Here is a 13,713-nt window from a genome sequence, read left to right as displayed (position 1 = left end):
GGCATGGGCACTTCGACGACCCGGCTGTGTTCAATGGCCGCACCTGCGACTCGGACGCAAGACGGGCCGCGAACGGTCGCTCGTAAGACTCGCTCCGTCGTGGTCACGTCAGCCACGGAAACCCCACCACTACGGCATGGGCACTTCGACGACCCGGCTGTGTTCAATGGCCGCACCTGCGACTCGGACGCAAGACGGGCCGCGAACGGTCGCTCGTAAGACTCGCTCGGTGGTGGTCACAGATGTACAGACGGTTCAGCTCCGACGAGACTGGTGGGCTGCGGGGCCCGGACGTGACCAGCAGGTGTCGCGTCGCAGCGTCTGACAAGCGCACTACTACGCTGGCCCGCGTGAGAAAATTGGTGCCGTTGGTGGTGGACGCGCTGCTGGTGATCTTGTTTTGCGCGATCGGGCGGCGCAGCCATGAGGAGGCGGTACTCGCCGGACTGCTGAAGACGGTGTGGCCGTTCGCTATCGGGCTCGCGATCGGGTGGGTTGCTGCGGTCGCCGTGGCCGGCCGGGTGCTCGGTGAAAAGGAGCGCTTCGACGGAACCACCCCGTGGCCCACCGGAGTTCTGGTCTGGCTCGGCACACTCTGCGGCGGCATGCTGCTGCGCGTGATCAGCGGTCAGGGCACGGCATTCAGTTTCATCATCGTCGCGGCGTGTGTGCTCGCACTGTTCCTGCTCGGCTGGCGCGCGGCCTTCCGAGCCATCGACTGATCAGGGTTCTGGGGTGGCCAGCGATTGGAACAACCGGGCCGCCATCCGCGCGGTCGCATCCCCGCTGTCGGCGTCGTTGATGTGGATCGCCAGCGCCAGATCCCCCGCATTCGCGATGAGCCATGCGTCATGGCCCGTGCTGGCCATGAATCCGATGACATCGCGGTAGGGCCGCAGCGGCGCGAATTCCGGTCGTCCCGCGCCGTCGCGCAACATCGCGCGCAACCGCTCGGTGAGTTCCGGTGACATCTCCGGGACCTGCGCGTCCGTGGCGCTGGGGTGTCCGGCCTCGATCATCGGCGGCGGTACCTGCCCGCGCGCGATGGCGGCCGCTGCGATCGCCATGCCGAATGGGCTGGCCAGCACCGCGTCCGTACCACCGCCCTGGCGCACCTGCTCGGCACTGCGCCCCGCCACCGCGACCCGGCCGGTCACTTCGTCCAATCCCGGCACCTTGTAATCGACGCCGACTCCGAGATTGGGCGCGGATTCGGCCGCATCCTGCACCGATACGTCCTGCGGTGCCTTGTTCTTCAATACCGCGGCGACATTGCGGAACAGATCGATGTTGGTGCCGACCGGATAGAGCCCGGTGAACGCGACCGAACCGTGCTCACTGGCCTGCGTATTCTGTGCGACCGCCACGACCGAACCGCTGGACGGCTGGATCGCCACGATCGAGGCGGGCGTCCCGACGCTGACCACCGCATCCTCGGCGGCGCGCTGCAGGCGCTGATCCATGGTGGCCGCGATATCCGGGCCGGGCGGGCCCTGGTAACCGGCGATCTGGCCGACGAAACGTCCGTCCTGTTCGAAAATCTGCACACCCCAACCGGAGTGCTGATCCTGGCTGTCCTGCCACACTTTGCGCAACGCGTCCAGCATCGGCGACCAGGTCCGGCGGTCGGCGGAGATCAGCCGCGGCTGTTTCTCCATGACCACGCCGGGCACACGAGCCAACGCGGATTCCAGGATCGCGAAATCGGGTTCGCGCAGATTCACCGCGATGATCGGCTTGCCCTGCGAGGTCGACAACTGCTGCATGAGCGACGGTCCGGTGATCAGCGGCGCGACCGGTGCGATGGCCTTGGCCAGCGCGTCGGTCGAGGCCACCGGGTCGGTCGTCTTGGCGGGATCGAGTTTGACCACGTTGATGATCTGCTCGGTCATCAACGCGTCGCCGACGATGTCCTTGACCCGCGGCGGTGGGGTCGGCGTGGTGCGCACGAGCCGGACCGTGCGGTTGTGGTCCAGTTGCGGCATGACGACGGCGGGATCCCAGGAGATGCGCCAGCCGATCGCCAACTTCCGCACATTGCCCTGCAGGCTGTATTTCCAGGTCTTGTTCTCGCCGAAGTTCCAGGCGACATCCATGCTGAACAGGCCCGCCTCGCGGTCCAGGTCGATGAACTGGGTTTTTTGGTAGTCGACCTTGCCCGGCTGCAATCCGGCGAACATTTGTTTCAGCGTTGCGGATGCGGCCGTGGGATAAGAGGTGAGCTCCGCGGCCTTGGCGAAGTTCTGCTCGTCGAGCAGTTGGGTGAAGCGATCGACGACGTACTCGGCTTCACTGCGCTTCACATCCGAACCACACGCCCCAATTGCGATAGCCAGCGCCACCACCCCCGAGAGTGCGATTGCGCCCCGGACGCGATAGCGGCGGGATCCCCACACATCCATGTCGCCCACTCTTTACTCTTGTCACTCCAGTAACAAGACCACCGTACCTGAAATTAGCTGCCCGCCGTGCCACGCCAGCCGGACGTTACCCATGCTCAGCATCTCCAATTGTGCCCGAAGCCCGTGCTTCGGTTGGTCGATCATGGACGTTCTCCGGTCCCGTCGCGACACCCGGCGCCGCAACCGTACCGGCCGGAACACGAACTTGTCAGAAAACGGCCCACGTCGGCGTTTCGGCGGTCCGCGTCCGCGTTTGGATCGCGCAGGGCCTCGTTGACCAGCACACACCTTTATCTGGCGTACCCGCACGGCGCGTGACCGAAACCGTTCGCACAGAGCGGAACCACGCGGGCGCTTTGCGACGTAATCTTGTAATCAATGAAATATAGGCACCACAGTAAGTAGGTGAATCCCAATGAGGCATGAGCATCGGGGACGGGGCTTCGGACGACCGGGCGGCTGGCAGCAGGCCGATCTCCCGGATCCCGCGGACGCCCCGGACTGGTTCGCTGGACGGTTGCCGAGCGACTGGTTCGCCGGGCCGCCCGTCATCGAAATCGACCGGGACGAGATCGTGGTTATCGGTGAGCTCCCGGCACCGGTATCGGAAAAGGAAGACGCTCCCGCCGAGGAGGTCCCCGCCGCGACGAAGGAGGGCGCCGTCGCCCGCTTCCGCGAGACCACCCGACCGGCCCGCATGCAGATCGCGAACGAGGCCCAGCGCCGCTACGGACGCAGCGTCGCCTGGGGTGTTTCGGTAGACGGCGAACGAATCATGTTCACGCACTTGGCGGTCCCGGTGATGACGCGGCTGCGGCAGCCGGAGCGCAAGGTGCTCGATACGCTCGTCGATTCCGGGGTGGCGCGCTCACGCGCGGATGCGCTGGCGTGGACGGTCAAGTTGGCGGGCAAGCATGCGGAGGCCTGGCTCGAGGAGTTGCGCACTGCCATGCGGAAGGTGGACGACCTGCGTTCGGAAGGTCCGCAGGGTCTGTGAACACGGCGGGCTAGGGTCTTAGCCATGTCGACACCTGGCCCGATTCTGGTTCTCAATGGCCCGAACCTCAATATGCTCGGCACCCGCCAGCCGGAGATCTACGGGTCGGCCACACTCGACGATGTCGTCGCATTGTGCCGACAGACCGCCGCCCGGTACGGCCGCGAGATCGATGCGTTCCAATCGAATTCCGAAGGAGCGCTGATCGATCGGATCCACCGGGCGCGCGGCGTCGAATCAGGCATAGTCATCAATCCCGGCGGGCTCACGCACACTTCGGTCGCGCTGCGTGATGCGCTGGTGATTCCGGAACTCCCGATCGTCGAGGTGCACATCAGCAATGTGCATGCGCGCGAGGAGTTCCGGCATCACTCCTATATCTCCCCCATCGCCACCGCGGTAGTGGCCGGGATGGGGATTCAGGGTTATGCCGCAGCCATCGAATTCCTGATCCATCGCTAGCGACTGCTTGCAGGTCGCTCGAAAGGGTCGGCTGACCGGATCGGCTTGTCACACTAGGCGAGTCGGAAGACCGGGAAACCCGGGGCAATCTGGGCCAGCTCCGCATCCGTGGAATTCTTGGTGACACCCTCGAAGAATTTGCCGACTTCCCAGCCCCACTTCTGCAGGTAGAGGCGCAGCAGCGGCACCTTGTCCGCATCGGCTACTTCGATCGCCGTGAACGCCTCGACCTTACGCCCCAGCCGCAGTTCACCATTGCCCGCGACGCGCAGGTTCCGCACCCACTGCGTGTGGCCGCGCGGCGCAACCAGGTAGCGCGTGCCATCGGAATCGGTCATCAAATTGACCATGGTGGTGCGCCATTCGCCACTCTTACGACCGCGCACCGCCAACAGCCGCGACCCCATAACGCTGATGCCGAGGCGAGGCAGCCAGTTGGCAATCTTGTTCACGACCGGGTCCATGCCGGTCGGGCCGAGGTAGCGGGTGCTGGCGTTCATTTCCTACTCCTTTGTGAGCACTGCTCTCTGTTGAGATCAGTGTTCCACACCACTTCCCGGCAAGTCAAGAGCACTGCTCTCATTTCTGTTGTCTCGACGAAGTTGTCGATGCCCTGACGGCAGCTTTCGCGGTGGTCTGCCAGGAAGGTCAACGGCAGCAGTTGGGGTCCAGGACCAGGCATAGCGCTGCGAGGGCGTCGCGTAGGGCGCGGTGGTAGGTGTTCATGCCGCGGCGTTCGGTCTCGACCAGACCCGCTTTTCTCAGCTGGCCGAGGTGGTGGCTGGTGGTGGATTCGGCCAGTCCGATCGCCCGGGCGAGTTCGCCGGTGTTCTCCGCACCAGCCGGGCTGGTGAGCAGCAGGGACAGCAGTTTGACGCGGACGGGTTCGGCGATGGCCTTGAGCCGCAATGCGATTTCCAGCGCGGCGGCGTCATCGATCGGTGCGGCCGCGACAGGGGCGCAGCAGACAGGGGCGGACATGTCGATCACGGGCAGCGCCTTGGGCATGTAATCAACTCTAGCCACCTTGTTGACATATGTCGAAGAGGTGGTGCAGACTCGACCGTGTCAGCTTTTCGACATATGTCTCACAAGTGGAGGTAGATTCTCATGTCCCGCATCCAGCTCGCCCTCAATGTCGACGACCTCGATCAGGCGGTGCGGTTTTACTCGACCCTGTTCAATGCCGAACCCGCCAAGCGCAAGCCGGGTTACGCCAACTTCGCCATCGCCGAGCCACCGATCAAGCTCGTATTGATCGAGAATCCCGGCCAGGGCGGCAGTCTCAATCATCTCGGTGTCGAGGTGCAATCCAGCGATGAGGTGCATGCCGAGATAGCGCGCCTGTCGACCGCGGGGCTGTTCACCGAGGAGCAGATCGCGACCACGTGTTGCTTCGCCACCCAGGACAAGGTGTGGGTCACCGCCCCGGATGCCGAACGCTGGGAGGTCTACACCGTGCTCGCCGACAGCGAAACCTTCGGCACCACACCGCATCTCGCCACCGATGAGACGGTCGATGACGCGCAGGCGGTGTCAGTATGCTGCGGCACTGCCGAGGATGCTGCCGCTGAGGGAGCGTGCTGCGCAAGCGACGCCAAGAAGGACGCCGTCACCTCCGGCGCGTCCTGCTGCAACTAACCGTTTCATGGGTTCGTTCATCCGTTGTTCATTTGCCCTCGGATTCGATAACCATCAATATCGATGCGTGTCGAATCGAGCGCTCCCGCTGACCGACGTGACCTCACCCGCGTGTGAGGTCACGCCCCTGGCTCGGCAACCCTTGACCACGCAGGCCGCCGGCGATCTGGCGGCGGTGTTCAAGGCATTGTCGGACCCGGTCCGGCTGCGCCTGCTGTCGGTGGTGGCCAGCCACACCGGCCAGGAAGCCTGCGTATGCGATGTCTCCGCGGGATTCGACGTCTCCCAGCCCACCATCTCCCACCACCTCAAGGTGCTGCGGGAAGCGGGGCTGCTGTCGAGCGAACGGCGCGGGTCGTGGGTGTACTACCGCGTCGAACCCGCCGCCCTGCACCAACTTTCACAGTTTCTGGACATCACGCTGCCCGAGGCGCTCGCTCGATGAGTGCGCTATCGCGGCGGCTGCTGGCCGAGCTCATGGGGACCGCGCTGCTGGTGTGCGCGGTCGTCGGCTCAGGTATCGCCGCCCAACAGCTCTCGCCGCACGATCACGGCGTGCAGTTGCTGGAGAACTCGACCGCAACCGTTTTCGGGCTCGGTGTTTTGATCCTGATGCTCGGCCCTGTCTCCGGCGCGCACTTCAATCCCGTTGTCTCGGTCGCGGATTGGTGGGCCGGACGCCGCCGTGGTACCGGACTCCCCGCTACCGACCTCGCCGCCTACATCGGCGCGCAGGTCCTCGGCGCGGCGGTCGGGGCAGTACTGGCCAACATCATGTTCGACCAGCGTGCCGTCCAGATCTCCACCCACCACCGCGTCACCACCGGGCACCTGGTCGGGGAGGTGGTGGCCACGGCCGGGCTGATCGCGGTCATCTTCGCCCTCGCCCGCACCGGCCGCGCCGCGATGTCGGCTGCGGCGGTGGCCGCCTACATCGGTGCGGCCTACTGGTTCACCAGCTCCACATCCTTCGCCAACCCCGCCGTCACGATCGGCCGGATCTTCTCCGACACCTTCGCCGGTATCGCCCCCGCCTCGGTGCCCGCGTTCATAGCTGCCCAAATCCTCGGCGCCGGTATCGGATTCGCCCTGATCGGACTGCTCTATCCCGATCCGGCACCGGCCGAAAACATCGTCGCCTCGCACTCCGTCACGGATCCCGCATGAAAGAACGCACTCCGGCAATGACCTCCAAACCCAGCGTGCTGTTCGTCTGCGTGCACAACGCCGGACGCTCGCAGATGGCCGCGGCATTCCTCACCCACCTCGCCGGCGACTCGGTCGAAGTCCGCTCCGCCGGATCCGCGCCCGCCGACCAGGTCAACCCTGCCGCCGTCGCCGCCATGCGCGAGATCGGGATCGATATCTGCGCCGAGATCCCCAGGATCCTCACCGTCGACGCCGTGCAAGGATCCGACGTCGTCATAACCATGGGCTGCGGCGACGCCTGCCCCTACTTCCCCGGCAAGCAGTACCTGGACTGGAAACTCGACGACCCCGCTGGCCGAGGCATCGACGCTGTCCGCCCCATCCGCGACGACATCGAAAAACGCGTCCGCGGCCTGCTCGACGAACTAGGCATCCCGGCACGGTCATAAACACCGAGCATGAGTTCAATGCTGCCCGAGGGCGCGTGAATGGGGCCTCCCAAAGCGCCGCCGGACCTGATCTACGAGGAAATCACGCGCACTCCCGGCGTGCGCCGTTCGGAACCACCACCGAGAATGTGGAGATGACATCCGCGCCCCGGGTGGTGCTCGCCCCGGACAAATTCAAGGGCTCGCTGACCGCTGCCGAGGTGGCGGCCGCCTTGGCCACGGGCATCAGGCGCGCCCGTCCGGATGCCGAGATCCGGCAGGTGCCGGTCGCGGATGGCGGTGACGGAACCGTCGACGCATTCGCGGCCGCGGGCTGGGAGCGGATCGAGGTCGATGCGCCCGGACCAACCGGCGCACCCGACACCGCCGCCTATGCGGTGCACGAAACCACGGCTGTGATCGAATTGGCAGCGGCAGTCGGGCTGACCAAACTGCCAGGGAGACAACCCGATCCGCTCGGAGCGCACACCTATGGGCTGGGTGTCGTCATCGCACACGCCCTGGATCGAGGGGTAACCGATATCGTCCTCGGCTTGGGCGGCAGCGCCTCGACCGACGGTGGGGCAGGCATGCTGCAGGCCCTCGGTGCGCGAATCCTCGATGCCGGTGGCGCTGAATTATCCACAGGCGGAGCGACTTTGGCGCGTGCCGCGCGATTGGATCGCACCGGATTGCATCCGCGGATCGCGGCGACGACCTTCACCCTGGCCTGCGATGTCGACAACCCGCTACTCGGCCCAACCGGGGCAGTCGCGGTATATGCGCCACAGAAGGGTGCGACACCGCCGGATCTGTCCATTCTCGAAGCGGCACTGACGAATTGGGCGGCCATTGTCGCACCGGAATTCGCGGATGTCCCCGGCGCGGGTGCGGCAGGCGGCACCGGATTCGGCGCACTCGCGGTGCTCGGCGCGCAGGTCCGCAGCGGCATCGAGGTCGTACTCGAACTCCTCGATTTCCCAACACTTCTCGACCGAGCCACCCTGGTCGTCACCGGTGAGGGTGCCCTCGATACCCAGAGCCTGCACGGCAAGGCCCCGATCGGTGTGTGCGAGGTCGCGCGCAAGGCGGGCGTCCCGGTGGTGGCCGCCGTCGGCCGAACGCAATTGACGCCCAACGAGATCCGAGCGGCAGGCTTCTCTGCCTGCTACGCCCTTGCCGATCTGGAACCGGACCCTGCCCGCTCCATCGCCGATGCGGCACAGCTACTCACTCGCGTCGGCGAACAAATAGGTGTCGACAACCCATGAAAATGGATCAGGGTCGAACCGTGATCACGGTGAGCGCGGCGGCCACCAGGAAACCGAGCCCGCCGACGATGACATCGGCGTGCAGTCCGGCCACGAGTCCACTACCCCGGGACTGGGATGACCCGTCCGGTGCGGCGAACCACCGGGGCCGGCTGGAGCACTAGCCCGCCGCGGCGAGCAGATTGCCGAGGAGTTCGTCGCGGTGCTTGTCGCCCCAGGCTTCGAGCGGGCGCAGCGCAATTTCGAGCTCTTCGCCGAGCGGAGTGAGCGAGTATTCGACGCGCGGCGGGACTTCGGGGAAGACCTCACGGTGCACCACACCGCTGGCCTCCAGATGACGCAGATTCTCCGCGAGCACCTTTTCGCTGACCCCGGTGAGCAGCTTGCGTATCCGGCCGAACCGCTGCGGGCCCGCGGCGAGCACCCACATCAGGTGCAGCTTCCATTTGCCGCCGACGACGTCGATCGCCACCGACATGCCGCACACATCGTGATCTCCATCACTGCTCATGCCCACCGCACTCCTTCTGACCTGAATTCGAACCTCGAGGTAAGCAACCACACCTGAACGTGCGGTCTTCCCGACGCTACCTGCGACAACGACCATGGATCTCGGCCGTAGCGACTGCTTGCAGGTCGCTCGAAAGGGTCAGTCGACCACCAATCGCAATGAGAACCGAAGGGACACAACATGTCCGAGCAGACCACCGCTGGCTCCGTTTCCGTCGTCGGCCTGGGTCCGATGGGCCAGGCCATGGTCCGGGCCTTCCTGGATGCCGGTATCGAGGTGACGGTCTGGAATCGCAGCACCGAAAAGGTCGACGCGATGGTCGAACTCGGCGCGAAGCGGGCCGCCACGGTCGCCGAGGCGCTGGAGGCCAATGCGGTGACCGTGCTGAGCCTTACCCACTACGCCGCCATGTACGAAGTATTGGGACAGGCCACCGACCATTTGCCGGGCAAGGTGATCGCCAACCTGTCCTCGGATTCACCGGAAAAAGCGCGCAAGGGTGCCGAGTGGGTGCGCTCGCACGGCGCGGAATTCTTTTCCGGCGGCGTCATGTCGGCGGGCGACAATATCTCCCATCCTGCGTCGTTCATCTTCTACAGCGGTCCGAAAGAGGTTTTCGACGCGCACGCCGAATTGCTGCGTCCGCTGAGCCCGCAGGAATACCTCGGTGCGGATGACGGTCTCGCGCAGGTCTTCTACCAGGCCGGTTTGATCATTTTCCATCCCTGGATGCTCGCCTTCGATCAGGCGCTCGCGGTGATCGAGAAGTCCGGTCACAGCATCGACCAGTTCCTGCCCTTCGCACTGCGCGCGACCGGCGCGTACCCGTATTTCATCGAGGATTTCGCGGCCGCGGCGAAGGTGGGCGGCTGGGGGACACTGGCGAGTCTGAAGATGATGGATGCCGGGGCACAGCACATCATCGATGCCAGCGAGGAGGTCGGCGTCGATGCGTCCCTGTCGCACGCGGTGCAGGGCCTTTGGCGGCGTGCGATCGCGGCAAGCGAGGAGGCGGGGCAGCCGGTTCCGGTGTACCAGTTGTTCACTGGGCCGCGGTAAATCTCAGTCCCCCGCGGCACGCGCCGAATCGACGGAGCCGAGGCGCGGGAATGGGGTGGTCGAGAAGATCACCTCCACCGCGACCTCGAAATACGCCGCGATCCGCAACGCCAGATGCAGGCTCGGGCTGTATTCGCCGCGTTCGAGGTAACCGATCGTCTGATAGTGCACACCGAGCGCTTCGGCAAGCTCCCGCCGGGAGATGCCGCGCTCGGCCCGCAACATGGCGATGCGGTTGTAGATGACCTCAGTAGGCACGCTGAATCGCCTTCTCGCGCCGCGCCGCCACGTTCGACCCGGACTCGCGACGTGCCATCCTACGCAGCACGATCGGCGCGAGCAGTAGCCCGACCACCGCCCAGACACCCAGCACGGCAATGGTTTCCAGATGCCGCCAGGAATGTCCTAGTTCGATGGCGACCGCATCGCCGGGCAGCATCGCCGAACGCATGCCGAGCCCGAGCCAATAGACCGGAAATACCTGCGCGACGCCCTGCAGCCAGCCCGGCATCGAGGTGATCGGGTAGAAGACGCCCGAGATCGCGACGATGCCCATGATCGGCAGCGAGACGAAGCCGATATTGCGCGGGTTGCTGAACAGCGATCCGAGCACCGCACCGGCCGGCATGGTCGCGAGCATGCCGAGCGCGACGACGCCGATCAGGCCCAGCCAGGAACCGACGCTGCCCATCGCCGTGCCGTCGACCAGGAACAGCCCCGGAATCAGCACGATAACGAAGGGGATGACCACCCAGCCCGCGGTCGTGACGATTTTGCCGATCAGATAGCCGACCATGCCGTTCGGAGTCGCCTTGGCGCGCAACAGGGTTCCGTCTTCGCGTTCCAAGGTCAGCATCTGGGCGATGCCGAACATGCCGTTGAAGGCGACGAGCAAGCCGAGGATGCTCGGCAGGGCCAGCGAACCAAGTGCGAAGCCGCTCGCCTCGAAGGTCGCGTCGCGCATGAAGAACAGCACGACGACCATGACGACCGGCCAGAAGAGCATCCCCCAGAGATCCTGCACATTGGTGAGCGATTGCCGTATTTCGATCAGTCCGCGCCGAGTTCCCGCCCGCACGGCGGCATCGATCGGATTCATCGCGCAACCTCCTGCAGCGAATGGACTTCGGTTTCGAGCCGACCGGACTCGTATTGCCGCACCAGTGCCATATATGTTTCCTCCAGCGAGGCACGGCGCACCTCGAGCTCGCCGATCTCGTCGCCGTGCTGCTTGAACAGCTCGTAGACGAACTTGGTCGACTCGGCGGTGGTGTGCACGAACCGTTGTCCATCGTGGGTCCAACGGATTTCGGCCTCACCCGCGATGCGGCGCGACAGTTCGTCGGCCGAGCCGTCGGCGATGATCCGGCCACCGGCCAGGATCATGATGCGGTCGGCGAGCTTCTCGGCCTCGTCGAGATCATGGGTGGTGAGCAAGATGGTGGTCCGGTCGTCGGCGAGATGATGGACCAGATCATGGAATTCGCGACGGGCCTGTGGATCGAAGCCCGCGGTCGGTTCGTCCAGGAACAGCAGTTCGGGGCGGCCGACGATGCCGATCGCGACGTCCATGCGACGGCGCTGCCCGCCGGACAGCGCTCCGATCTTACTGTTGGCCTGCTCGGTAAGGCCGACGGCGGCAATGAGTTCGTCTGTGTCCCAAGGCCTGTGGATCCGATCCGTGCGGTACGGCGCGTAATAGGAGCCAAGGTGGGAAAGTAGTTCGCGTACACGCCATTTGGCGTGGTCGCGCCACGATTGCAGGACGACGCCCAGTCGCGCCCGCCAGGCTTCGTTGCCGTGCGCCGGATCCATGCCGAGTACCTCGACGCGGCCCGCGGAGCGCATGCGGAAGCCCTCCAGAATTTCGATGGTTGTGGTTTTGCCCGCGCCGTTCGGGCCGAGGAGCACCAGCACCTCGCCCGGCCGGGCTTGGAAAGTCACGTCATGCAGGACGTCGGTCGTGCCGTACCGCATCCGCAATTTCTCGACGTCGAGCGCGACGCCGTCACCCAGGATCATCTCATCCTCCCCATTGTGAGATCGGGATGTTTCGTAGCATACCTACTACATTGCGCTGCGACAATGCTGCCTCTTGCCTACATTTCGATTGACAGGCAGCTAAATGGCTGCCTATCGTGAGAATGTGCAGCCAAACGGCTGCGCATCTCGAAGAAGGTGGCATGGACGAGGTATTCCGAGCGCTGGCCGATCCGAGCCGCAGAAGGCTGCTCGACAGCCTCAACGCGCGCAACGGCCAGACTCTGCGCGAACTGTGCGCCGAACTGGATATGGCCCGCCAATCGGTGAGCAAACATCTCGCGGTCCTGGAGTCCGCCAATTTGATCACCACTCGCCGCAGCGGTCGCGAAAAACTGCACTACCTCAATGCCGAACCCATCAACGCCATCGCCGACCGCTGGATCACCCGCTACCACCGCGCCCGCGTCCACGCGCTGGCCGACCTCAAACAAGCATTGGAGGCAAACCCCATGAGTGAGCGAAGCGAACAAAAAATCGACACCGCCGGCAACGCATTCGTCTACACCACCTACATCAAGACGACGCCGCAGCGGCTCTGGCAGGCCCTGACCGACCCCGCTTTCACCAACCGCTACTGGGGTGCCAGCTTCGATACCGATTGGCAGCCCGGCTCGGAAATGGTGTGGCACCAACGCGATTGGACCAGCAAGGATCCGGAACAGATTGTCCTGGAGTCAGATCCGTACACCAAGCTCTCCTACACGTGGCACACCTTCGACCCCGCCTTCGCCACCACCTTCGATATGGACCCCGAAGACGTGGCAGTCTGGGCCCGCGAGCCCCGCTCGAAGGTGACCTTCGAACTCGAGCCCCACGGCGAAACCGTGAAACTGACTGTCATCCATGACGGTTTCGAACCCGGCAGCGCCGTCCTGGCCGGAATCAGCGGCGGTTGGCCGAGCATCTTGTCGAGCCTCAAGAGCTTGCTGGAGACGGGCGAGTCCCTGCCGGAACCGGTGGCGTAGTTGCAGCCGGATCGCTGACCGTGCTGCTCCTCCGCCAGCACGGCGGCGCCGGGATGGTTGCCCCCTGGCCGGTAACTGCTGCTCACAGCAAGGCGATCAGCGTGGATCAGAAACCCAGTGAGCTGCGGGCGGCGGAGTTCCTGCCGCGCCTACATGAGGGACTCGCGGCGACTCCCTACTGGTAGCGCAGGCCTGCGATCAGGAGTTCGACCATGCGGCGGGCATCGTAGCGGGGGGTATTGCCTGCGCCGATGCACAGGTTGCCGACGCCGCGTAGGAGTTCGTAGGGCTCCATGTCGGGGCGGATTTCGCCTGCTGTTGCAGCGGCTTCGAGGAGTTGGGCGCATACCGGAACCAGGCGCTCGAGAAAGTAGGCGTGCAAGGTCTCGAAGGTGGGGTCGTCGGACTGTAGCGCCTCGGCGAGGCCGTGTTTGGTGACCAAAAAGTCGACGAAGAGGTTGATCCACTGCCCCAGAGCGGCATGTGGTGTGTCGCTGTCCGTCAGCAGTGTCGGACCGGCCTCGGCGCAGGCCTCGACCTGGTGGCGGTACACGGCGAGGATGAGGTCGGCCCGCGTCGGGAAGTGGCGGTAGATCGTGCCGATGCCGACGCCCGCCTTGGCGGCGATATCGCGCACGGGCACATCGACGCCGGACTCGACGAAAGCCGCACCGGCCGCGTCCAGCAGCGTCTTCTTATTACGCAGGGCATCCGCCCGTTTTCGCGGGGCCGATGACCCCGATCCGCTGTCGATAGCGACCACCTCCGATACAACGCTTGTCAAA

General features: G+C 65.0%; 18 protein-coding genes. 10 read left to right on the top strand and 8 right to left on the bottom strand.

Translation table 11 applies throughout. The features are described from left to right. Positions 1-350: 350 nt before the first annotated feature. On the top strand, positions 351-722 hold the full coding sequence (locus ACIBI6_RS32775) for a DUF3054 domain-containing protein (RefSeq protein WP_364348521.1): 372 nt from the start codon (positions 351-353) through the stop codon (positions 720-722). Here the strand turns inward: ACIBI6_RS32775 and ACIBI6_RS32770 are convergent, their stop codons facing one another. After that, positions 723-2,303, bottom strand: coding sequence for an NTF2-like N-terminal transpeptidase domain-containing protein (locus ACIBI6_RS32770; RefSeq protein ID WP_364348524.1), 1,581 nt, complete (start codon positions 2,301-2,303; stop codon positions 723-725). A gap of 514 nt (positions 2,304-2,817) precedes the next feature. Between ACIBI6_RS32770 and ACIBI6_RS32765 the strand changes: the two genes are divergently transcribed. Then, positions 2,818-3,399, top strand: coding sequence for a hypothetical protein (locus tag ACIBI6_RS32765; RefSeq protein ID WP_364348527.1), 582 nt, complete (start codon positions 2,818-2,820; stop codon positions 3,397-3,399). A 24-nt stretch (positions 3,400-3,423) separates the two neighbouring features. After that, positions 3,424-3,861 carry a type II 3-dehydroquinate dehydratase gene (gene aroQ / locus ACIBI6_RS32760; RefSeq protein ID WP_364348530.1) on the top strand — a complete coding sequence of 146 codons (438 nt, stop codon included), beginning with the start codon at positions 3,424-3,426 and terminating at the stop codon, positions 3,859-3,861. A gap of 53 nt (positions 3,862-3,914) precedes the next feature. On the opposite strand, the gene ACIBI6_RS32755 is transcribed toward aroQ, so the two are convergent. After that, the gene (locus ACIBI6_RS32755) at positions 3,915-4,361 is read right to left on the bottom strand and encodes a nitroreductase/quinone reductase family protein (protein ID WP_396958818.1); all 447 of its coding nucleotides are present in this window, start codon (positions 4,359-4,361) and stop codon (positions 3,915-3,917) included. A 148-nt stretch (positions 4,362-4,509) separates the two neighbouring features. Continuing rightward, positions 4,510-4,869 (bottom strand): Rv2640c family ArsR-like transcriptional regulator, encoded by a 360-nt coding sequence (locus ACIBI6_RS32750; RefSeq protein WP_364348536.1) that lies wholly within the window; start codon positions 4,867-4,869, stop codon positions 4,510-4,512. 102 nt (positions 4,870-4,971) lie between these two features. Between ACIBI6_RS32750 and ACIBI6_RS32745 the strand changes: the two genes are divergently transcribed. The 5 genes from ACIBI6_RS32745 to ACIBI6_RS32725 all read left to right on the top strand — a co-directional run bounded on the left by ACIBI6_RS32745 (position 4,972) and on the right by ACIBI6_RS32725 (position 8,350). Then, positions 4,972-5,502, top strand: coding sequence for an ArsI/CadI family heavy metal resistance metalloenzyme (locus ACIBI6_RS32745; RefSeq protein ID WP_364348539.1), 531 nt, complete (start codon positions 4,972-4,974; stop codon positions 5,500-5,502). A 67-nt stretch (positions 5,503-5,569) separates the two neighbouring features. Beyond that, positions 5,570-5,947 (top strand): metalloregulator ArsR/SmtB family transcription factor, encoded by a 378-nt coding sequence (locus ACIBI6_RS32740; protein ID WP_364348542.1) that lies wholly within the window; start codon positions 5,570-5,572, stop codon positions 5,945-5,947. Beyond that, positions 5,944-6,669 (top strand): aquaporin, encoded by a 726-nt coding sequence (locus ACIBI6_RS32735; RefSeq protein WP_396958817.1) that lies wholly within the window; start codon positions 5,944-5,946, stop codon positions 6,667-6,669. Before ACIBI6_RS32740 ends, ACIBI6_RS32735 begins: the two co-directional genes overlap by 4 nt. Positions 6,670-6,686: 17 nt before the next feature. Next, positions 6,687-7,100 (top strand): arsenate reductase ArsC, encoded by a 414-nt coding sequence (locus ACIBI6_RS32730; RefSeq protein WP_396958827.1) that lies wholly within the window; start codon positions 6,687-6,689, stop codon positions 7,098-7,100. 134 nt (positions 7,101-7,234) lie between these two features. Then, entirely contained in the window at positions 7,235-8,350 is a 1,116-nt protein-coding gene (locus tag ACIBI6_RS32725; RefSeq protein WP_396958816.1) for a glycerate kinase, read from the top strand. A 160-nt stretch (positions 8,351-8,510) separates the two neighbouring features. On the opposite strand, the gene ACIBI6_RS32720 is transcribed toward ACIBI6_RS32725, so the two are convergent. Next, complete coding sequence (locus ACIBI6_RS32720; protein ID WP_396958815.1) at positions 8,511-8,861, bottom strand: winged helix-turn-helix transcriptional regulator; 351 nt, start codon at positions 8,859-8,861, stop codon at positions 8,511-8,513. Between the two features lie 180 nt (positions 8,862-9,041). On the opposite strand from ACIBI6_RS32720, the gene ACIBI6_RS32715 reads away from it, so the two are divergent. After that, positions 9,042-9,920, top strand: coding sequence for an NAD(P)-dependent oxidoreductase (locus ACIBI6_RS32715; protein ID WP_396958814.1), 879 nt, complete (start codon positions 9,042-9,044; stop codon positions 9,918-9,920). A 3-nt stretch (positions 9,921-9,923) separates the two neighbouring features. Here ACIBI6_RS32715 and ACIBI6_RS32710 read toward each other — a convergent pair whose 3' ends face one another. From ACIBI6_RS32710 to ACIBI6_RS32700, 3 genes are read right to left on the bottom strand one after another with little or no spacing between them, the layout of a single operon-like run. After that, on the bottom strand, positions 9,924-10,178 hold the full coding sequence (locus ACIBI6_RS32710; protein ID WP_084509363.1) for a helix-turn-helix transcriptional regulator: 255 nt from the start codon (positions 10,176-10,178) through the stop codon (positions 9,924-9,926). Beyond that, positions 10,168-11,019: an ABC transporter permease gene (locus tag ACIBI6_RS32705; protein WP_396958813.1), complete on the bottom strand. Its 852-nt coding sequence runs from the start codon at positions 11,017-11,019 to the stop codon at positions 10,168-10,170. The genes ACIBI6_RS32710 and ACIBI6_RS32705 overlap by 11 nt, the downstream gene beginning before the upstream one ends. Continuing rightward, positions 11,016-11,942, bottom strand: a complete 927-nt coding sequence (locus ACIBI6_RS32700; RefSeq protein WP_364348561.1) for an ABC transporter ATP-binding protein — start codon at positions 11,940-11,942, stop codon at positions 11,016-11,018. The genes ACIBI6_RS32705 and ACIBI6_RS32700 overlap by 4 nt, the downstream gene beginning before the upstream one ends. 161 nt (positions 11,943-12,103) lie before the next feature. Here ACIBI6_RS32700 and ACIBI6_RS32695 point away from each other — a divergent pair, with 161 nt between their 5' ends. Continuing rightward, entirely contained in the window at positions 12,104-12,928 is an 825-nt protein-coding gene (locus ACIBI6_RS32695; RefSeq protein WP_396958812.1) for an ArsR/SmtB family transcription factor, read from the top strand. 175 nt (positions 12,929-13,103) lie between these two features. Here the strand turns inward: ACIBI6_RS32695 and ACIBI6_RS32690 are convergent, their stop codons facing one another. Next, positions 13,104-13,712, bottom strand: coding sequence for a TetR/AcrR family transcriptional regulator (locus tag ACIBI6_RS32690; RefSeq protein WP_396958811.1), 609 nt, complete (start codon positions 13,710-13,712; stop codon positions 13,104-13,106). Position 13,713 lies beyond the last annotated feature (1 nt).

It is taken from the genome of Nocardia sp. NPDC050412, assembly GCF_044458825.1.
Classification (GTDB): domain Bacteria; phylum Actinomycetota; class Actinomycetes; order Mycobacteriales; family Mycobacteriaceae; genus Nocardia.
This window is presented reverse-complemented; position numbering and strand designations above follow the sequence as displayed.